At 59.8% G+C, this 20,529-nt stretch carries 13 protein-coding genes; 1 reads left to right on the forward strand and 12 read right to left on the reverse strand.

What is annotated here, in order from left to right:
* Positions 1-2 precede the first annotated feature (2 nt).
* The 12 genes from GTP58_RS09230 to GTP58_RS09285 form a co-directional block, all read right to left on the reverse strand.
* On the reverse strand, positions 3-1,190 hold the full coding sequence (locus GTP58_RS09230; protein WP_161077154.1) for a type II secretion system F family protein: 1,188 nt from the start codon (positions 1,188-1,190) through the stop codon (positions 3-5).
* A gap of 17 nt (positions 1,191-1,207) precedes the next feature.
* Positions 1,208-1,648: a type II secretion system protein gene (locus GTP58_RS09235; RefSeq protein WP_161077155.1), complete on the reverse strand. Its 441-nt coding sequence runs from the start codon at positions 1,646-1,648 to the stop codon at positions 1,208-1,210.
* Entirely contained in the window at positions 1,635-2,009 is a 375-nt protein-coding gene (locus tag GTP58_RS09240; RefSeq protein WP_161077156.1) for a type II secretion system protein, read from the reverse strand. Before GTP58_RS09240 ends, GTP58_RS09235 begins: the two co-directional genes overlap by 14 nt.
* Positions 2,003-2,485 (reverse strand): type II secretion system protein, encoded by a 483-nt coding sequence (locus GTP58_RS09245; protein ID WP_202413525.1) that lies wholly within the window; start codon positions 2,483-2,485, stop codon positions 2,003-2,005. Before GTP58_RS09245 ends, GTP58_RS09240 begins: the two co-directional genes overlap by 7 nt.
* The gene (locus GTP58_RS09250) at positions 2,482-4,782 is read right to left on the reverse strand and encodes a FecR domain-containing protein (RefSeq protein WP_161077157.1); all 2,301 of its coding nucleotides are present in this window, start codon (positions 4,780-4,782) and stop codon (positions 2,482-2,484) included. The genes GTP58_RS09245 and GTP58_RS09250 overlap by 4 nt, the downstream gene beginning before the upstream one ends.
* Positions 4,783-4,800: 18 nt before the next feature.
* Positions 4,801-5,295, reverse strand: a complete 495-nt coding sequence (locus GTP58_RS09255; RefSeq protein WP_161077158.1) for a hypothetical protein — start codon at positions 5,293-5,295, stop codon at positions 4,801-4,803.
* The gene (pilO, locus tag GTP58_RS09260; protein ID WP_229215524.1) at positions 5,292-5,744 is read right to left on the reverse strand and encodes a type 4a pilus biogenesis protein PilO; all 453 of its coding nucleotides are present in this window, start codon (positions 5,742-5,744) and stop codon (positions 5,292-5,294) included. The genes GTP58_RS09255 and pilO overlap by 4 nt, the downstream gene beginning before the upstream one ends.
* A 212-nt stretch (positions 5,745-5,956) precedes the next feature.
* Positions 5,957-6,421, reverse strand: coding sequence for a hypothetical protein (locus tag GTP58_RS09265; protein ID WP_161077160.1), 465 nt, complete (start codon positions 6,419-6,421; stop codon positions 5,957-5,959).
* Between the two features lie 12 nt (positions 6,422-6,433).
* Positions 6,434-10,447, reverse strand: a complete 4,014-nt coding sequence (locus GTP58_RS09270) for an RHS repeat-associated core domain-containing protein (RefSeq protein WP_161077161.1) — start codon at positions 10,445-10,447, stop codon at positions 6,434-6,436.
* Entirely contained in the window at positions 10,444-17,220 is a 6,777-nt protein-coding gene (locus GTP58_RS09275; protein ID WP_161077162.1) for an FG-GAP-like repeat-containing protein, read from the reverse strand. Before GTP58_RS09275 ends, GTP58_RS09270 begins: the two co-directional genes overlap by 4 nt.
* A 381-nt stretch (positions 17,221-17,601) precedes the next feature.
* On the reverse strand, positions 17,602-19,578 hold the full coding sequence (locus tag GTP58_RS09280) for a TonB-dependent receptor (protein ID WP_161077163.1): 1,977 nt from the start codon (positions 19,576-19,578) through the stop codon (positions 17,602-17,604).
* A gap of 92 nt (positions 19,579-19,670) precedes the next feature.
* Positions 19,671-20,018: a hypothetical protein gene (locus tag GTP58_RS09285; protein WP_161077164.1), complete on the reverse strand. Its 348-nt coding sequence runs from the start codon at positions 20,016-20,018 to the stop codon at positions 19,671-19,673.
* A gap of 71 nt (positions 20,019-20,089) precedes the next feature.
* Here GTP58_RS09285 and GTP58_RS09290 point away from each other — a divergent pair, with 71 nt between their 5' ends.
* A complete protein-coding gene (locus GTP58_RS09290; RefSeq protein ID WP_072781637.1) occupies positions 20,090-20,518 on the forward strand; it encodes a Fur family transcriptional regulator in 429 nt (142 codons plus the stop codon).
* Positions 20,519-20,529: the final 11 nt, after the last annotated feature.

A 20,529-nucleotide genomic window follows, 5' to 3' on the forward strand; every position in this document is an offset into this window, starting at 1 on the left:
TATCACACTCCTCCCGCCAGATCGAACACCGGCATGTACATCAAAATAATAATTGCGCCGATCATGACACCGACCACCATCAACAGCAGCGGCTCGGCGATGCGCGTGGTGCGTTCGATGAACAACATCAGTTCCTGGCGATAGGTCTGGGCGATAATTTCCATGGTCTTATCGAGGTTGCCGGAGCGTTCGCCCACCTGCAGCAGCCGCACGGTGACATTGTCCGTCAAGCCTTGCTCGGCGAAGGACTGGCTCATGCGCCGCCCCTCGTTGACCTGTAGCCGGGCGCCATCCAGTTGGCGCCGCAAACGCGCGTCGAACGCCAGTTCGCGTGCCAGCGGCATGGCGTCGCTCAGCGTAAAGCCACCTTTCAGCAGCATGGCCAGGGTCTGGAAAATACGCGACAGCTGATATAGCCGCAGATGATGGCGAACCAGCTGAAAGCGGCCCAGCAAACGCAAGGCCACCGTTTTCAGCGTCCCGCTGCGATAAGCCAGCACCAGGGCCACCATCACTGCCAGCAGCGCCGCCAGTACCAGCGGCAGATGGGCGTCGAAGAACGCGCCTATCCGTATCAAGATCAGCGTCGGCGTGCTGATGCCATGGGCAAAGTCCTCGTAGACGCGGGAAAAGCGCGGTACCACATAGGACAGCATGAACAGGCTGACCAGCATGCCGAATCCCACCACCATCACCGGATATATGGCGGCGCTGACGATTTTTTTACTGAGTTCACGCCCTACCTTTTCGTAGGCGACAAATTCTTCCAGCGCGTGGTCGATGCGGCTGGAACGTTCGCTGGCGCGCACCGACGCGATCAGCAGCACCGGAAAATCGTAGCGGTTCAATTCCAGCGCACTGGAAAAAGGCTTCCCTTCCAGCAGATGCTGGCGGATCTCCAGCAGCACCGCATGCTTGTCGCCGCTGCTTTGCTTGCCGCTCAGGGTGTCCACCGCTTCTACCAGCGACATGCCGGACGACAGCAGCGTGCGCAACTCGTCGCAGAACAGCACCACGTCGAACTGGGCGGCGCGTGCGAAGCTGATGCGGCGTGCTGGCGCCGTCACCGACAGCACGGTCAGGCCTTGGCGCTCCAGCGCGCGCTGCACGTCCTGCGGATTGTCGCCGTCCACCGTGCGCTCGGCATAGGCGGCGCTGGCGGCATCAAAGGTGCGAACGATAAATTGCATAGGCTAGATTCATGTGTTTATGGCGCCGCCTGATAGACGAACTTCCAGTCGGAATAGTGCTTGCCCAAGCGGACGCGCAGCGGCTCCGCTTCGCTCAGGCTGTACACGCCGGCGATGCCGCCATCCGGCGCAGGCACGATGCCCCATTCCTTGTTGTGGTTCAGCGGATCGCCGTAGACTTTGCGCAGGTGACGCCTGGTGCCTGCGAAGCGCCGGTCTTCCACCAGGTCGTCCAGCGTGCGTGGATAGTTACGCGGAGAGCCGGGACTTTGCGTGTAGTAGTCGCCGATCGCCTTCTGATAGGCGGCGCCGATCGCCAGCCACTCCTCTTCCTTGTCGCGTCGCGCCGTGCTGCTCCACGCCGTTCCGGCCGCTGCCAGGCCGATGCCGAAAATGGCCAACGCGGCCAGCACAATCACATACGTGAAGCCCGACTGGCTGCGCTTACCAGGATGCATACGCACTCCCATCCTGCGCCTGGCCCTGGGCGCCACTGCGCACGTCGAAGACCTTGCCCGCGCCTTTTTTGTCCGGCGCGATAATGACCCAGCTGTCGGCGCGCTCCGTGACCGGGTCCAGCGGAATCTTGCGCAGGTACTTGCGCTCGACCAGCTGTTCCAGCGTGTCGGGGTAGACATCCTGGTCGTTGAAATGCTTGTCGATGGCATCGCGCATCATGGCCAGATCCTGACGCAGCACGGTTTCCTTGGCCTTTTCCACGTGGCCGAAATAGCGCGGCACCGACAGCGACAGCAGCAGTCCGATCAACGCCATCACCACCAGCAGTTCGATCAGCGTGAAGCCGCGCGTCCTCACCATGCGCGATACGGCATGCCGTTCATGCCGACCTCCTCTGATTTTGAATAGACGTCGAAGACGTCGGCGCCGGCCCTGGGCTCGTCCGGTGTGGAGGCATAGCTGCGCAATCCCCAGCCGGCTTCGGCGCTGATGCCCTTGGCGGAAAACGGATCGCGCGGCACCCGCCGCAGCCAGTAAATCATCCGGCCGTTATCCTGCTGGTCCGGCACGCCCACGGTCAGCGCCGCCAGTGATGGCGGATAGCCGCTACCACCGGCCGCGCGGGGAATGCGTCCGCTGTCGCTGGCCTGCTTGTAGGCGTCGATGGCGTGGCGGATCTCCCAGACCGCCTGTTTCAGCTCACGCTCCTTGTTGCGTCGGCTGGATAGCTCCGTCAGCGGCATGGCGGCGGTGGCCAGCAGGCCGAGCACCGCCATCACCACCATCATTTCGATGATGGTGTAGCCGCGTGCGCGCTGGCCATTCATCGACGTCATTTGATGGCGATCTTGCCGGCAGCCGGCATGGCTGGCGGCGGCACGGTGACGCTGGATACCGGCTTGGCCGATATCAGGTTGATGCTGGCGTCGCCCGCTGCCAGTGCCTTGAAGCGGAACGCCGCCACCGTACCGCTGCCCTGCGCGCCTTCCATACTATTGCGCAGCACCGACATGGCGGCATGGCCGACGGCCTGCTCCAGCGTTCTGGTCTTGCTGACCGCAACGCCATCCTGCTTGAAGAATGCCCCTTCTTCGGCATCCATCACCTGCAGGAACTGCGGCGAAAATTCCAGCTGCACCGGCATGCCGCGCAAGGGCAAGCCGGATCTGACGTTGACCTGCACCGCGAAAATCTCGCCCACCTTGACTTCACCCGGCATCTGCAGCTGTAGCGTTACCGGCGCTTGCGCGGGCGCCGGCTGCGCCGCGTCCTGCGACGGCGTCATCACGGGTGCCGGTAACGACGGCGCGGTGGCGGTGGCGGTGGCGGGGGCGCCGGTCGCCGGCGTTGCGGCCGCGGGCGGCTTGGCGCCCAGGGTCAGCGGCCGGCTGCGGACATCGTTCTCGGTGCCGGACCAGAATTCCACCTGGTTGATGTCAGGACGACGGATGTTGCGCACGATGCGCGGGGTCACCGACAACACGATCTCGGTACGCTGATTATCGTCGCGCTGCGAGCCGAACAAACGTCCCAGCATGGGCAAGTCGCCGACGCCGGGCACCCGCAAGGCACTCATACGCTCCTCGTTGCTGATGAGGCCAGCCAGCAGCTGGGTTTCGCCGTCCTTCAGGCGCAGCACCGTGTTGGCGGTACGCGTGCCGATCTGGTACACCAGCGAACCGGCAGCCGTCTTCACCTCGCGCACCAGCGAGCTGACTTCCAGACCAACGCGAATCGCCACCTCGTCATCCAGATAAACATTCGGCTCGACGTCCAGTTTCAGGCCGACGTCAACATACTGCACCGATTCGGACAGGAAGTTGCTATTGGCGGCATTGCCGGTGGTGGTCACCACCGGCAGCTTATCGCCGATCATGATTTTGGCCTTCTCGCGGTTGCGCGCGCGGATCTTGGGATTGGCGAGGATGTTGACGTCGCCGACGTCACGGTGCAGATTGAGGGTCACCGACGGCACGGTGACGCCGATGTTGTCGCGGTTCAGTGTATGAAAATTCCCCAGCGTGTAACCGCCCGGTGGCGCAATTGGCGTCAACGTCAGACCGTCCGGGTATTTGATGCCGAGTTCCGTCAGGCTGGTGCGCTTCACTTCCAGCACCTCCACTTCCATCATCACTTCCGGCTCCGCCTGATCCTGCAGCGACACCAGGCGCTCGGCCAGACGGATGGTCTGCGGCGTTTCACGAATCACGATCAGGTTGATCTTTTCATCGACAAACGGCTCGCGGATCTTGAGCATATTTTTCAGCAGCAGCGCGGTCTGGCGCACGTCCGCGTTCGACAGGTAAAACGCGCGTATCATCAGGTCCTGGTACTCGCGTATCTTTTCCGCTGTCTTGGGATAGATCAGCACCGTGGTGGGATCGATGACCTTGTAGGTCAGCTGATTGGTGGTGGTCAGCAGTTCCAGCGCATCGTCCAGACGGCTCTGGCGCATGAAAATGGTGGTGCGCAGGTCCTGGCGCACATCCTTGTCGATGACGAAATTGACGCCGCTGTTGCGCGTCAGGACTTCCAGCACCATGCGCAGATTCGCTTCACGAAAGTCCAGCGACACCGGGCGCATCTCCGCCAGACGCGCGCCGCCCAGCTCCGATTGCCGCGCCTCCAGCTCGATCTGGCGCTGCATGGCCAGTAGTTCCTGGCTGCGCGGCGAGTCCTTCAACCCGGCTTCGATCACGATGGTCGCGCGTTCGACGAAACCCTTTGCCAGCAGTTCCCTGGCGCTGGCGACAGCGGCGGCCTGGCGCCGGTCGCGGGCGATATCAAGCAGCATGGACTTGGCGCGTTCGTCGTTGGGCCGGATCGCCAGCGCGCGCTGCGTGATCTCTTCCGCCTTGGCGTCGTTGCCCGTGGCGCGCGCCTCGGTGGCCGCCTTCAGCAGGCGTCCGAACACGGCTTCCTGTGCGCTGATCAGTCCAGAGCGCAGCTCGACATTCTGCGGATAACGCTGCAAACCGTCTTCATACGTCTTGAGCGCCTTCTCGTAGCTGCCCTTGTTGATCAATGCCTCGGCTTCGGAGCGCACCGACTGCGCACCGCAGGCGGCCAGCAGCAAACACGCCATGGCCGTGGAAACACGCGCAATAAAAATCCGGCTATACAGCAAGGTCATACTCCAGTTCAGCGATGGCTAATTCTCGGCCGAGCGTACTACGATGCGTACACGCTCGTCGAGAGGTAAATAGGTGATGACGATTTCGGCATCGGACAAGGCATCGACTCGGTAATCCTGGTCCAGCACCTGGTGCAGCTGGACCGGTATCATGGCGTCGCCGCGCGTCAGATAGGTCAGCTGCTTGCCGTCGACGCTGAGCATGCGGCCAAGATAGTGGTACGGGAATGGCGGCGCCACAGGTGCGGGCGGTGGCGGTGGCGGCGACGCTTCAACCGGCTTTGGCGGCGGCGGCGGACCGGCAACCTTGAATGGATCGTTGGCGGCATCGACCAGCGGCTCGCGCTCGAACGCGCGCGCGATGGCCGGCGCAGGATGTGGCGCTTGCGCTGTTCTCGCGCGCGCAGCGGCCGGCGGCACTGGTTCGGCACCATCCTGCAGCCATACCCAGCCGCTAAACAGGCAGGCCAACGCCACAGCCGACCAGGCGACAACTCGTGGGCGCCATTTCATGGGGCGGTCCGGGAATACAGGCTGAAGATCAATTGCACGTCCAGCTTCGGGTCCGCCGCGCTGCCACGCCGGATCGACAGGCTGTCCAGCGCAAGGCCGTCGTGCACCGCCAGCAGACTGGCGGTGAAACGCTTGACGCCCGCATAGCTGCCGCGCACCTTGGCGTCGATGCGGCTCCGGGCCAGGCCGGCATCGTTGCGGGATTCGCTGGGCGTATAACGGGCTTCGGCAACCGTCAGATCCTGTTGCAGGGCGAACTCGTGAAAGTCCCGCAGCAGCGGCGACATATCCCCAGACAGCTGGGACGGCAACTGTGCCGCATGCTGTTGCGCCAGGCCTGCCGAGCTGGCGAGCCTGGCCCGCTGACGGTTCAGCTCAACGGCATCCTGCTGGTTCTGGAGATGCAACGACGCCAGCGCGCTATAGCCATATAGCGCGCCTGCAGCCATCAATACGAGCGCTCCGCCAAAGACGTAAGGATTACCGACTTTAGCAAGACGTCGATTTACAGAAAGTGTGTCGACAAGGCCCAAATTTTTATGTTACCGAATCATTAATTTCAAGAACGCGAGATTAGCATGGACTCTTAGCGACCTAAAGACGCAGCAAACCAATATATTTCAAAAATTAAAAACTTTTTAATTACCAGCTACACAACAAGTTAATCAAATTTACATGCGGGATTTTCTTTTTTATCTTTACTTTGTAAAACAGAACAACCGGATGGGGCAGAACTATAAGGAAATGCCTCCATAGCGCTACATACATCCTCATCCCCAGCTATAAGCTGACCGTCTTTCCTTAAACATTTTTCGATTGAATCACCAGGACGACTGGGAACACTCATTTTAACAAGCTCGCCTCGTTCGAAAACACCAACCATAAACACGGACCAATATTTATTTTCATTTACCCAAACTGTCTGACAGCCCGTATATGACGAATCAATTTTTGATCTTCGGGGAAATACTTTAACTAAATTTCCATGAATACTATCTTCGCCTGAAGCCGCTGGAGGCGCCACAAGCTCACAGTTAGATAAAGGTGGAACGGAAGCTTTAGCATGCAAACTCCAGGCAGCCACCGGAAATGCCAATAACGCTGACATAACAATCCTGATTTTCACATAGCCTCCATATCAATGTTTCAAAATACAACCACCGCAACGATTATCGTATTCAATGATAGTTGCTTTTGTATTATTTATTAATACCGGGCGCAATTTGCCAGGAAGTGCATCATCAATAATATGATCAAGACCTACATGTCCATTATAAGTCCTCATCTGATGACCTGGCGACAAATAATCTTGTTCGGCGTGCAAGACTTGCGCTAGCCCCTGCAAAGAGTTCATCGCAAAACTCTTCTCTATATACTCTGCAACAGCAGCTACACACTGAGGTTGAGTGTTGCCAGAAGCGCACATCGAGTGCATATAGGAATGTGGAACGTTTTGGGAGTCGGCGTTAAAAATACTGCCCAAAGAGCCGTCGTCATTCAATTTATCAACCTCTACGACCAAATTGCCCAGCGCCTTCGCCTCATCGCGACTCATGCCGGCCTTCTGAGCTCCCTCACGAGTTACGCTGTCGTGAACATGGGATAACCAATTAAACAGATAACTAAAGGCCGCACTCTGCGCTCCATTTGCGAACTTTCCACCACCCAAGACGGATGCTGTACCTCCTACAACTGCGCTGACTACAGGCCCTAATAAACGATCACCCTGCGTTACGCTATCGGTATATGGCGCAAGCGCTTTACTGAATCCAGCGCTTAAAGCCCCCGAGCCGCAATTTCCTCCCCCAGCCTCGCTTGTTGCGCAACCGACCACAGCATGCACAGCAATTCCGCCTGCGGTGCCCAAGCCAGGAGTGTTCTGAATAAATTCACCGGCCCCAAAGAACGCCACCGCACTAACTGCTCCCTGCAAACCTCCTCTTAAGTTACCTGATGCAATCGAGCCACTCACGAAGCCTGCAATGGCAGCCTGCGCCACCGCATTTTCTGTCAATGCACCCAGCACACCAAATTCACCCCAAGCCAAGCCACCTGGTCCGAGTACGCTGGCAGCGGCGATTGCGGCAACTATGCGAGCGTTCCGATTGTTAAACAGCCCAGGCAGAATTTTATGACCAAACAAACTAAATCGGCCTGATGGATCGGTACACGTCATCGGGTTGTTAAAGCAATAGCCATAACGATTCAGATTTTGTAAATTAGTAGGATCCTGAATGTATGGATCCGTCTGCATAAACATGCCAAGACGTGGATCATAAATACGTCCATTCATGTTGATAATGCCAACATCATCCAGATGTTCATGGCCAGTATAGCCACGATCCATTCCTTTATTCGTCCTATTCCAATCTACAACGACCTTTCCGTCCGCATCATAATTTCCATCTACGAAGCGACGCTTACCAAACGGATCATAGGCAAACGACTGAGTCATGGTTCCCGTATGATCTGTAGTGGACAGCACACTGTTCTGCATGTCTTTGTGCCAGTATTCGACTTTGTTTAAAGTCAAATTTGACAAAACGACAGGCGTTACATCCAGATCAGAGAGCGTCGGCAGATTACCAGTCGACATAAGCACGCCAATTGCGCCTGCCGGCGTCGCCAAATAATGACGGTTACTTATAACTCCAGCGTTTTCTTCGCTTTCAAAAGCCAGACCATTCGTATTGTCTGGATGCAACATCCAAGTGACACGTGTTTCGCCTCCCAAAGTCCGGGTTTCTTTGATTCGTTGATGTGACTCATCGTATTGCCAAGTGTAACGGGGTAAGCCCGCAGCACCCGTAATGCCGCCTTGGCTATCAGGTAAATTGAAACTGGTGTAATCAATTTTGCTATATGCGCCACCGGACCCGGTGATCATGTTGCCGTTTGCATCATAGGTATAACTAGCGGTAACTGCACCGGCGATACTCTGGACCGCATGAGGCTGAGTTCCGCCCTGGGTTCTATACGAATAAGTACCAACATCGGTCTTGTAAAGCAGCGCGCCTACAGCATTGTATTGAAGCGTAATGCTGCGGACCTGATCCTGGGTACTAATCGCCGAGGAGGTAACGCTGTAATTGTGTAACCTTCCGACTTCATCGTAGTCATAATTGTTTGTGACGACATTGGCACCCGCGCCATCAGTGCGCACTCGCAGGCGATTTAAACTGTCCCATTCGTATTTATAATTCGCCACTGATGTATCATCGCCAATACCGGCAGTAACGGAATCTACCCGACCAGTAAGGTCGTTATAAGTCGATTTGGCAACAACATTGTTGCCATAAATTTGTTGCTCGAGATGTCCCCACGCATCGTACGACAACGCTTGCCACAGCAGACTGCCCAGCGGCAGGCTCACACTTGGACCCGGTGCTCCTCCCGCAACCGCTGGCAGCGGATTGACAGTTGCTGGCTGGCTTAAAGTCAATGAATTCAAATATCCTTTAGTGGTGTAGTTGTAATTTACACTTAAACCAGTGGGATAGATCTGGGTCGATGGACGCCCTGTCGTCGCATCGAATTTGATTGCATTGACAAAGCTTGGGCCATTGGCGACATCGACGCGCGTGCTAACCGGGCGGCCAACGTTGTCATAAAACAATCGACGACGGACACCATTTGAGGCCTTTGTCTCGCACAGTTTGCCTGCCCCTTTATTGCATGCAGTACCGTCGGCATATGTGTCGTAATACCAATTGGTAGTGTACTCAGGCTCTACTCGCTTGATCATGCGACCAAGCAAGTCATATTCCATCTTGGTAAACTTTTCTTCAATGGCTGATTTTGCTGCCTGATTAGGGTTTTGTTGCGAAATCAAATCACCTGCCGCGTTGTATTCGTACTGCCAGGTACCTGCGTCCGGATCAGTCATCGAACGTTTGCGACCACGAATGTCGTAACTGATCACTACTGTATTTTGCAGCCCATCTTTGATATTCAGCAGGTTGCCGAAAGCATCATAGACATGGGCAAGTTGCGCTCCTAAAGCATTGGTGACAATACCAATTTTGCCATCGACATTTTTTTCTACAGTTTCTTTTTTACCCTGGTCATCAGTAGTCACCGTCTTCATGCCCTGATAGGTCAGGTGATTATGCGACGCCTGCTTCCCTCCCCAAGGGCCAAATTGTGCAACGCCAAATAGACCTTTCGGATCGCTCACATAAGTGTCAATCGGACGTCCCAGTTCGTCATAAACGGTTGCATTGATACCTACAGACTGCGTGCCGGCGCTGCTAGAGGCACCGCTATCCAAGAAGTATGGCTGAGTACTAAAAGCCACTCCGCCAAGATTGTTATAAATGGTGTCCTGTACGATCAACCGGTCTTTGGAGGTGGTCTGGCCGCTACCATCAAAGGCTTGTACAACCGAACGAATCTTACGTCCTGCCGCATCCAGATAGACCATGCTGACCGGACCATTTTGGTGATCATTTGCCGACAATACGGATACTGAGTACACAAACGCAACAGCATCCGCCGGAATTTCCGCTGCTGACGGATGAGGGCAATTGAAGTTATTGGCGCTGGTGTCGCTAACTCTACCGGCCAGATAACAGTACAGCGTAATCTTTGCAGTGGCATCCGCATGAACTTCTTTATATGTACGGCCAAAATCATCAATCTGCCAATTGGTTGCCAGTAAATTCGGTCCCGTCACCAACACTGGAGAACCGTAACGTGCGTCCATCATCCGCGCCTCGGACTGATTGAGCGGATTCGAAACCTTCGTAGCAAAACCCCCTGCCGGCACTGTCACATTCAAATTATCGCCGGCTGCGGCGGTAGTGGCCGCATACTCGGTGCTCGTAGTGCGTGCCGCAAATACAGCCGTGCCAGTGGCACCGTCACAATTCTTCTGCGTAGCGGTCTTGCGGTTACCATAAGCGTCATACGTATACACCGTCTTGACGCACAAGGCCGGGTTATTCGGCTCGACGGTTTCCGACAGCAGCATGCCGTTGTCGGGATCATATTCAAACGCGCTGCTGCGGCTGAAGCTGGACGGATCGGCCGGGATCACGCTCTGGGCATCGGCGCCGCCGCACAGCGTCAGCAATGCCAGGGCGCCCACTAGATGTCGTATCGCTGTCATGTTGAAATTCTTGAATGAGTTAAAGCGGACTTGATGGCTCATTTGTTCTCTCCCGCTTCGTTCGCTTCTTCATCGGCCGACAAGGCGCGGGCAGCGGCGGCGCGCTTGAAGGTCAGCGTGTTGCTGGCCGTCGCGCTATGGCCTGCGCTATCGCGTACCTCCACCTGCCAGGTTTCGGTGACCGTCTCGCCCTTGGCCAGCGTTGCGGTGAACACCGGCGATGCAATCGCGGCATTCGAAATGGTCGCGCGGTCGCCCGACAGACGGGTCCAGGTATAACTGTATGGCGTCAGGCCACCGGTCGCGGTGACGCCCATGCTCACCGAACCCGTGCCGGTTCCGGTGGCCGGGATCGCCAGCGACTTGGCCGCCAGCGACGGCGTCAGTTGCGACACCACGCTGAAATTCGGATTTAACTGGGCGCTCGCCGTTTTGCCGATGCTGTCCACCACGTCAAGGTACCAGTAGGCGATGACCGATTTACCCCAGTCCAGACTGGCGCTGAACGACGGCGTCGGCGACGACGCATCCGATATCGAGACGCCCGAACTGGCGGTGCGCCAGTGATAACTGAACGGCGGCACGCCACCGGTCACACTCGCGCTGACCTGTGCAGTGAACGTGCCGGGGTCAAGCTGGCGACCGAACCCGGTATAGCTGAACGCAATGTCAATCGGCTGGCCTGGGTAGGTGTAGGTCACCTCGACCGGCTTGGTGACCGTATGGTTGGCCGAATCGGTGAAGGTGGCCTGCCAGTTTTCCACCACGGTTTCGCCCAGCGCCAGCGTCGCGGTCACCACCGGACTGGTGGCGCTTGGATCCGAGAGGACGCCGCGGCTACCCGAGACGCGGGTCCACACCGCGCTGTACGGCGGCACCCCGCCATTGACTGAACCCTGGTTGATCGCACCGCTGGCCACGCCCTTGCTGGCGACGGTGGCGGTCAGGGTGCGGGTGGGCAGCGTGGTGGCCGACAACACTGCCGGCACGTGCACCGCAGTCGTGGTCGAGGCGCTGATGACGGTGCCGAAGCTGTCGGTGACAGTCACCTTCCAGCTGTCGTTCACGGTTTGCGCCTGGCCCACTGGGACGGCAAAGGTCGCGACTGGGCTGGTCGCGCTGCCCTGCAGCGTCCCCTTGCCGACGCCCACGTGCGTCCAGCTATAGCTGTACGGCGCCACGCCGCCGGTCACGGTCGCGGTCAACTGGTCGGTATAGGTGCCCGGATCGCTCATCTGGAAGGTCTCGTTGAGCGGTGTGATGCGTGCCACCAGCGCGGCGCCAGGATACTCGAAGGTCACGGTGGTCACACTCGATGCCACGTGTCCTGCCGAGTCGGTGACGTCGAAACGCCAGTCTTCCACCACACGCTCTCCCAGACTCAGGGTGGCGCGGATGCCGGGGGTGGTGGCGGTCGGATTCAGCGCCAGCGAGCGGCTGCCGCTGACACGCGTCCACTGATAGGTATTGCCGCCTGTACCGCCGCTGGTGGTGCCGGTGAGTGCCGCCACCGAGACGCCGCCGTTGCCGGCGGTGGCGTCGGCGGCCTGCACCGCCGCCGTGCTCGCCGCCTTCAGTACTTGCGGTACCGAATAGCTGACCGTGACGCCGGCCGCTGCGGTTTTGCCCACGCTGTCCTTGACCGTGACGGTCCAGACTTCACTGCCGCTCTGGCCCTGCGCCACGGTGGCGCTGACCACCGGACTGGCGCTGTTCACGTCGGACAGCGCGGTACGCGTGCCCGAGGTGTGCACCCAGCTATAGCTGTACGGTGGAATACCGCCCTTGCCGCTGGCAGTCATGGAGTCCGATACCGTGCCTGGATCGCTGCCGCGCAGCACCAGCGGGCTCGGGTCAACCGACACGGTCAGCGTCGGCGCCGGATAGTTAAACGTCACTACCGTGGTCGCGGTGGTCTTGTGACCCACCGCGTCGGTCACGGTCACGGACCAGTTCTCGACAATGCTTTCGCCGACTGCCAGCGTGGCGCTGACGAGCGGCGTCGGATCGGTGGCATCCGGCGTCGACGAACGGCTGCCGCTGGTGCGCGCCCAGTTATAGGTGTAGGGTGCGCGGCCGCCGGTTGGCGTCACGGTGAAGGTGGCGGCGGCAACACCGCTGGTGGCGGCGCTGGCCGTCAGCGTGCGGGTGGCCGCCAGCGGCACCGTCAGCGCGGTCGGCGCATTGAAGGCGAGGCTGACATTTTCCGCATAGATCTTGCCGCTGCTATCAGTAATGGTCAGCTTCCAGGTCTCGGCAAAGTTATCGCCGGTCACCAGGGTGGCGCTGAACACCGGATTCGGGATCGCCGCATTCGATACGCTGGTGCGGGTGCCGGTGGCGCGCGTCCAGGCGTAGCTGTATGGCGGTATGCCCCCGGTCGCGGTCGCGGCCAGCGTGCCCGACGCCAGACCCGGATCGTTGGCATTGACCTTGAACGGTGACGGGCTGAAGGTCAGGCCCATGGCGGTTGCCGGGTTGTTGAAGGTAATGACGGTGGTGGCCGCCTTGCTGTGGCCGCCCGCATCCTGCACCGTCAGCTGCCAGGTTTCGCTGATGACCTCCCCTGGCGTCATTTGCAGACTGATCACGGCATTGGCGACGGTTGCGTCCGCCGCGGTCGAACGGCTGCCGCTGACGCGCTCCCACAGGTAGGTGTACGGCGCGCGGCCGCCAGTCGGCGCCACGGTAAAGGCGGCGCTGGCCAGGCCCGTGCTGGCATTGGCCGTTACGGCACGGGTAGCAGCCAACGTCACCGCCAGTGCAGGCGGCACCTTGAAGTTAACCGTGACCACACCGGTGGCAGTCTTGGCCGCCGCGTCCGTTACCGTCACGCGCCATTGTTCGCTGAACGCGTCGCCGATCGCCAGCGTGGCCTTGACCACCGGATTGGCTATCGTCGCATCACTGACCGTCGAACGGGTGCCGGTGGCACGCGCCCAGACATAGGTGTACGGCGCCACGCCGCCGGCCGGCGTCGCCACCAGGCTGGCCCAGCCTTCGCCCGGATCATTGATATCGATGGTCAGCGGGCTTGGCGCGATCTTGACCGACAGCGCTGCCGCCGGTACCGCCAGCGTGACCGGCACCGTGGCCGAAATCACGCTGTTGGCGGCGTCCGTCACGGTCAGCAGCCAGACTTCGTTGAAATTGTCGCCCAGCGCCATGGTGGCGCTGACCACCGGATTGGCGATGGTGGTGCTGGACAGCGTGGTATGGGTGCCGTCGATCTGCGACCAGCGGTACTGGTAAGGCGCAATGCCGCCGCTGACCGTCGCCGTCAGCGTGCCGGACAGCTTGCCCGCCACGGTGCCGATGACCTTGAACGGTTTCGGCGCCACGGCCACCGAGAACGCTACGCCTTTGATGGCGGTGGCATACGGCGCCGAGCCGGCCGTGGTGGCGATGCGGCTGATGCTGTTGGTGACAGTACCGGTGGTGCTGATGGTTTGCTTGACCTGCGCAGCAGTCAGAATGTCGATCTGGTCTGGCTTGGTGAAGCGCGTTGCGGCGCCGCCCTGTTTATGCAGTGCGCCCTGCGCAGCCGTCTTGACCCGGTTATCGGCGGTCACAGTGGCCGTCTTCAGGCGGCCCAGTATCCACTTGTCGCCCGCCGTGTTGTTGGGCACGTAGGTATTGTCGGTAGTCTTGGTGAAGACCTGATTCTGTCCAATGGTCGTGCCTGTGGTGGTGTTGACGATCTTGGTCACGTCACCGGTATCGTTAAACGAATTGACGGTGACCACAACCGGCAGCGCCGTGCCATCCAGGTCCCAGCCCTCCTCCTGCGTCATGTACAGGTAGGGGCGGCGCACTTTGGCCGACGAGTAGCATGGATGGCCGGAATTGGCGTTGGTTTCCGCATCGGCGGCAGCCGTCTTGTCGCAATAAATATTGTAGGTATTGCTGACCACCTTGGCATTGGTGCCCCAGATATCGCCGACCCAGGTGCGGGTCAGCGTGGCGGCGCCGGTGTTGACGCCGTCCTGTTCGAACTCGGTCAGCACCGTCAGATAATTGCCGTTCACGGTAGGCGACTGGGTGCGCATTTCGCGGAAACCCAGCCAGCCACGGCCGTCATAGGCCATTTTCAACCCGGCATAGAAATACGCCGTGGTCAGCGTACCGCTCGCCACACCGGTATCGCTGGTCATGCCGTACACCACGTGCGTCGGCAGGTTGAGGTCGCGCACTGGATAGACCGCCTTGATGTTGCTGTTAAAGTCGGAGAAATATGGTGGATTGGCCGCCACCAAAGAAGCCCAGGACAAGGTGGTGGTCAGCTTGGTCGGCGATACGGTGCTGATCAGCAGGTCCGGCGGCGTGGTGCTGGTCTTCTGGTACAGCACATTGCCCAAGCCGCCATTGGGCGTATTCACCGTGCGCAGGATTTCCGTCTGGCCGTTGCCGGTAAAATCGCCCACCACAAAGCTGGCCGAGCCATCGCTCTTCTGCAACTGGTTATTGCCTTGCACCAGATTGAAGTCGCTGACACGGAAGGTGCCGTCGCCGTTGCTCAGGTAGACCGCATTGGCGGCGGGATTGTCGGACCAGCGCAAAATATCGCCGCGGCCATCGCCGTCGATATCAGCCGTAATGAAGCCCATATTGGGGACTTCGGTATTGGGCACCAGGCCCGTCAGCTCGTAGCCGGCCACATTCAGGTTGAAGTTCTGCGTTCCCAGCAGATGGCCGCCACCATCGGCAACCAGTGCGACTTGCGAACCCACGCCCGCTTTCGGCGAGCTGACCACGCAATCGGCGCGACCGTCACCGTTCAAATCCAGCAAATGCTCGCAACCGACACCGAACGCCGTGCCGCCAAAGTCGAAATCGCCGTCACCGCGCGAATACCATACGCCGCTGTCGGCGACCACATCGGCCATGCCATCACCGTTGATGTCGCCAATGAACGGCCGCTGGTGGTAGGTGCTGTCCTTGGTACCGGGTATCCCGTACAGCGAATGACCGCGGACGTTGGAATCGGCTTTCTCGGCAAAGCTGCCATCGGCCTGGGCCAGGTAGACATGTGTGCACACCATGCCGCCGCACAAATCATCGGCCTGCTGCGGCGAGGGCATTTGCTGGTAGGCCGGCACTTTGGTGGTCACGATGTCCAGCAAACCATCGTTGTTCAGGTCCAGCAGGTGGAAGTTCAAGCCTTCATTCTGGCTGTAGTAGTAGTCCCAGCCTTCCGGGCAGGAGATGGCGGCGGGCGACGCTGGCGCGCCCTCGTGCCTGGCTGCGCTCGGCGTGCGGACCAGCGCTGGGATATCGCCCCGGCAATGCGGCACGCTACGCACCACGGCAGCCACCTGGCTGAAATCAATGCCGTTCATCGGCTTGGCCGTAAACGTGCCATCCCCTTTGGACAGATACAGAATGTTTTGCACCGCGCCGCAATTCACGCCGTTACTGGTGCTTTTCATGATGCGCAGGATGTCGGTAGCGCCGTCGCCATTGAAATCGACTGCGATGGCGGTATAACAGCCGTTGCTCTTGAACAGATTCTGGTCGGTGATATTGAAGTTGGCCACCTGGCTGAAGTTGCCGTTGCCATCGCTGCGGAACAGCTGATTTTGCGCCGGGTTGTCCGACCAGCGCAGCACGTCGGTACGACCGCTGCCCAGGAAATTGCCGGTCAATACACCGAGGTCGCCGGCAGCGCTTTGCATTGGCAGCGTCGCCAGCGGCCCGGCGCCAAAGCTGTCGTTCAGCTTGTACTGCGCGCCGGAACCGTCCGAGTAGCTGAACGTGGTCGGCGGCAGACAGAGGGCGTCATTGCTGCCGGAGCATTCAGTGATCTTGTTCAAACGGCTACGGCCGTTGACCGGGTTGTTCTCGTAGCCGAGTTTATAGGCCTTGACCGCAACGGCCGATGCCGGCTTGACACCGGCACTGGCCGGCCAGTTGATATACGTGCGAACCGCGTCCAGACGGCGGATGCTGACTTTTTTCTGGCCCATGTGATAGGCCTCGGCGCGGTCCTGCGCGCGGCCCGGCGTGTCGGGACGGTCGCTGTATTCAAACACCACCTTGTTGACCGGTTCCTGGCCCTCGCCATGTCCCGTATAGCGGATTTCCAGCAGATTCCATTCATGGCCAGCCCACGGCGCCTGGCTATTCCAGGTCAGCGCCGTGCCCCATGGGACGTCGCGCTGTTCGTACTGGAAGTCCATGTGATTGCCGGCACTGTCAAAAATCCGGCTCACCGCCCAGGTCACGACTTTATTGTTGGCGGTAATTGACGCATTCGCGCGCGCATCGCCGGCCGCGCCATACTCGAACAACTGGCCGGCCTTAGTCCAGACGCGGAAGTATGCCGGGCCGTTCAGCGGGTCATTGCCCGCAGCGCCGTACGCGCGGATACGCGCATACATGTCTTTCTCGGTCCGGTACTCGCGCACCAAGCCGCTTCCGCCCGCGCTGTCGCCGGTCTGAAACGGATGCGCGGCATCGATGGGCACACCGGAGGTCAGCACGGCGCCGTTGGCGTCAGTCTGGATCAGACGCTGGCCGTCCAGGCAGAGCTTGTCGTCCACGCCATACGTGACCGCGCGCGCGGCGCCATCGATCGGCTTGGTGCTGGGGCAGCGCGTGATGCTGGAAATGCCCTGCAGGGTCCAGCCCTTGCCCAGCGGACCATTCACGTCGCCGCCGCTGTAGAGCAGCGACACGTTAGGCGCCATGCCGGCGATACCGGGCGGCACTGCCAGCTGCTTGGCATAGGTAGGCGTACCGTTCGTGGAAATCGCGACATTCTGCGCGGTCGCCGGCAACGCCGTGACCCCGCTTGCCACCAGCAGCGCCGCCATCGCACTACGCCATACGCTAAAACATTTTCCGTGGAATTTAATTTTCACACCGACACCTACCCATGAGATGGCTGGCTAGCAACGCCGCCGCGTTTCATTATTTTTTAACAATAACAATTACAAGATTACCATTAGTTAAACATGGCCTATTTCATAATTTCAATTGGGAAACGATGCTAGCAAACTATTCAGTCGGGAAATATATCCAATTATCACCAGTGAAAAATTTATTTTTAGCCAACCACATAATGTGGTCAGGTAAACCGCCGTTGGCCGGCTAGGCGGCCACGTCGGTTAAGGGGGGAGAAGTGAGACGGCGCCTGATGGGGCCGGGAGATGGACCGAAGACTGCCTTGCTCGGCAGCCTCCATACTTAACGCATTAGAACTTGGCGCGCACGCCAAACACGATGTTGCGTCCTGGCAACGGCGCAATATCCTTCAGCACCGAAGTCGATACGCGGATCTCGTCATTGGTCAGGTTTTTCGCCAGCAGGAACCAGGTCAGATCATACGCGCCGGCTTTCTGGGTGTACGAGAGGTTGGCATTGAGCTGGTTGTAGCTTGGCGTGGCGCTCGTCTCAAACGAGGCCAGACGGTCCTGCGACTGTGCGTGTACCAGCGACAGGCCCGCGCGCCATGCGCCCATCTTGTACGCCGTGCTCGCGCCGACCCGCGTCGCCGGTTGCAGCGGCAGGCTGCCGCCGCGTTCCAGCTTGCCGCGCGTGGTGTCGGCAAACACGCGGCCAGACCAGCCGGCGCCGGTCGGGTTGTATTCCAGTTCGGCTTCCGCCCCCTGGATCGTGGCGTCGGCCTGTTCAAAGATGCGCTCGCGCAGTTCGTCGCCTGGCTGGCCCTCTTCATCCAGCAGGTTGCCGGTGATGTGGCCATAGATGAAGTCACTGACCTTGTTGCGGAAGACGTTGGCCTTCCAGCGCACCAGGCCTGTGGTTTTCTGGAGAGTTACTTCGATATTGCGCGAGGTCTCTTTCTTGAAATCGGCATTCCCGATGTCGAAGGTCACGGTAGCGTCATGCGGACCGTGGGAGTACAGCTCTTCCGTCGACGGCGCGCGCTGGGCATACGAGAAAGTGGCGCCCAGCGCGTAGCCAGGCACGAACGGCCAGAGGCCGCCAAACGAAGCGGATTGCAGGTTGAACGAACGGTTGACGCCCGTGACCGGTTCGCGCTTCACGCGCTCCACCCGCCCGCCGGCGTTGAACTTGACCGGGCCGAAGTCGGTTTCCTCGACCACGAAGGCGGCATTGGAGGTCGAGTGCGTGACCGGCACGGTATCCGGACCGCCCTCGGCGCTGAGCGCGGAAAAGTTGGTGTTCTCGGTCTGCACGCCCAAGGTGCCGTGCCAGCCGGCCACCGGTTGATGGGTCAGCTCGAAACGGGTCTCCAGCGCATGGTTTTTGAACAGGACTTCCGGCAGGCCGTCCTCGCCGATTTCGGCGTGCTTGTAGTCGGTGTAGCCAGCCTTGAACTTGAAGGTTTCAAAGCCTGCGAATGGGGTTTTTACCAGGCTGTCGAGATCATAACGGGTTTGCTTCTGGTCGATTTTCGAGCCTTCGTCGCTCGGAATCCCGTAGACATTGGACAGGCGCGACACCGACGCGCCAATAAAGCCCCAACTATCGATGTAGGAACCGCCAAAGCCGCCGGTACGCGAGCGCGTGTCCGAATGCGGCAGGCGGCCGCTGGCGGAATCCGGGTCATTGAATACGCGGTTGCCCGGGATTTTGTAGTCGCCGGCATTGCGCAGATTGCCGTCGATGTGCCACGCCAGCTTGTCGACAGCGCCGTCCAGGGTGCCGGAGAGATTGCGGCCATTGTCGACCGTGCTGCCGCGCGCTTCCAGCTGGCCCGTCAACCTGGGTTCCAGCGCCGTGGGAATACGTTCGTTGACGACGTTCACCAGGCCGCCGATCGCGCCCGAGCCATACAGCAGGGCCGCCGGGCCGCGCAGGATTTCAATTTGCTGCGCCACCGCGCCTTCCGCCGCCACCGCGTGGTCATTCGACAGCCCGGACACGTCGGACACCGCCATGCCATTCTCCAGCATCTTGACGCGCGCGCCTTCCAGGCCGCGGATGATGGGACGCGATGCGCCAGCGCCAAACGCCGACGCGGAAACGCCCAGCTCCTGCGACAGCGTCTCGCCCAGCGAGCTGCCGGCTTTGTCGCGCAGTTCGTCGCCGGCCAGCACTTTGGCGGGCGCCAGGATCTGGTCATTGGCGGTGTTGCCGAACGGGTTGGCGGTGACCACAACTTGTGGCACCACAGCCTGGCCGAAAGCCAGCGAGGAATAGGCGGACAGGATCGCGCTGGCCAGCAGCGTACGTTGGATATTCATGTAAAACCTCTAGCAAATAGGGATGACACGCACGCGGCCGCACATCTCGCGGCCACGGCGAAAAACTCAAAATTCAGGACGGATTTCGGGTGTCAGGCCAGAGGGGGAGCGCGCGGCTGGAAGGCGCAAGTGGTGCGCTCGCAGGCGGCCAGCGTGGCCGGCATCGCGACCGGGCCAGTGCTGAGAGTGGAGATGGCCAGCGTCAGCGGCGAGGCGGTGATGGCCGCAGCTATCTGGGCCACCGAGACGCATTCCGCGCAGACCTTGTGGACGGCCACGCGCTTGCGATGCTCGGCCTGGTCGGCGTCGGTCAGCTGGAAGTTTTGCTGCTCCGCGCCCAGCCAGTGCGTATAGACGTGCGTCACCCCGACCTGCTGCGTCAGGAGCAGCAGCAGCGCGAGCAATACATGGACTATCGGAGCGGTGGATCGGCGTAACATGCCGGTATTCTAACCGCAAGCCTGCCGCTTGCGCCACCAGCCAGTTTCATACGCCGTGTTACCATAGCGGGATGCCTACGAATACTGCTGAATCACAGATCCGCGCTACTGGCGCCCGCGTTACCCGCCAGCGTGTCATGGTGCTTGACTTTTTACTGGGCCAGAGCAAGTCCCTGACCCACCACGAAATTCAAACCCATCTCGCCAAAAAAGCGCACGCGGAACTGGACTCGGTCACGCTGTACCGCGTGCTGGAATGGCTCACGGAGAATGAGCTGATCCACCGCATCGCCGGCGCCGATCAGGTCTGGCGCTTCAGCGCTGGCGCTGGCCATCACGCCCACGAGCATGCGCACTTCCAGTGCACCCGCTGCGAACAGGTCACCTGCTTCACCGATGTCGCCCTGCCGCGCAAGATCAAGCTGCCGGAAGGCTTCCAGACGCAGGAAATCGACTTCCTCATCAAAGGCACCTGCGCCAACTGCAATCGTAAAAACTAATTAACGCAACT

Origin of the sequence: Duganella sp. CY15W, assembly GCF_009857555.1 — a bacterium.
Lineage (GTDB): Bacteria > Pseudomonadota > Gammaproteobacteria > Burkholderiales > Burkholderiaceae_D > Rugamonas > Rugamonas sacchari.

Coding starts and splice junctions, on each gene's coding strand:
- GTP58_RS09230 (WP_161077154.1), bottom strand. CDS start 1,190: ATGCAATTTATCGTTCGCACCTTTGATGCCGCCAGCGCCGCCTATGCC.
- GTP58_RS09235 (WP_161077155.1), bottom strand. CDS start 1,648: ATGCATCCTGGTAAGCGCAGCCAGTCGGGCTTCACGTATGTGATTGTG.
- GTP58_RS09240 (WP_161077156.1), bottom strand. CDS start 2,009: ATGGTGAGGACGCGCGGCTTCACGCTGATCGAACTGCTGGTGGTGATG.
- GTP58_RS09245 (WP_202413525.1), bottom strand. CDS start 2,485: ATGACGTCGATGAATGGCCAGCGCGCACGCGGCTACACCATCATCGAA.
- GTP58_RS09250 (WP_161077157.1), bottom strand. CDS start 4,782: ATGACCTTGCTGTATAGCCGGATTTTTATTGCGCGTGTTTCCACGGCC.
- GTP58_RS09255 (WP_161077158.1), bottom strand. CDS start 5,295: ATGAAATGGCGCCCACGAGTTGTCGCCTGGTCGGCTGTGGCGTTGGCC.
- pilO (WP_229215524.1), bottom strand. CDS start 5,744: ATGGCTGCAGGCGCGCTATATGGCTATAGCGCGCTGGCGTCGTTGCAT.
- GTP58_RS09270 (WP_161077161.1), bottom strand. CDS start 10,447: ATGAGCCATCAAGTCCGCTTTAACTCATTCAAGAATTTCAACATGACA.
- GTP58_RS09275 (WP_161077162.1), bottom strand. CDS start 17,220: ATGGCGGCGCTGCTGGTGGCAAGCGGGGTCACGGCGTTGCCGGCGACC.
- GTP58_RS09280 (WP_161077163.1), bottom strand. CDS start 19,578: ATGAATATCCAACGTACGCTGCTGGCCAGCGCGATCCTGTCCGCCTAT.
- GTP58_RS09285 (WP_161077164.1), bottom strand. CDS start 20,018: ATGTTACGCCGATCCACCGCTCCGATAGTCCATGTATTGCTCGCGCTG.
- GTP58_RS09290 (WP_072781637.1), top strand. CDS start 20,090: ATGCCTACGAATACTGCTGAATCACAGATCCGCGCTACTGGCGCCCGC.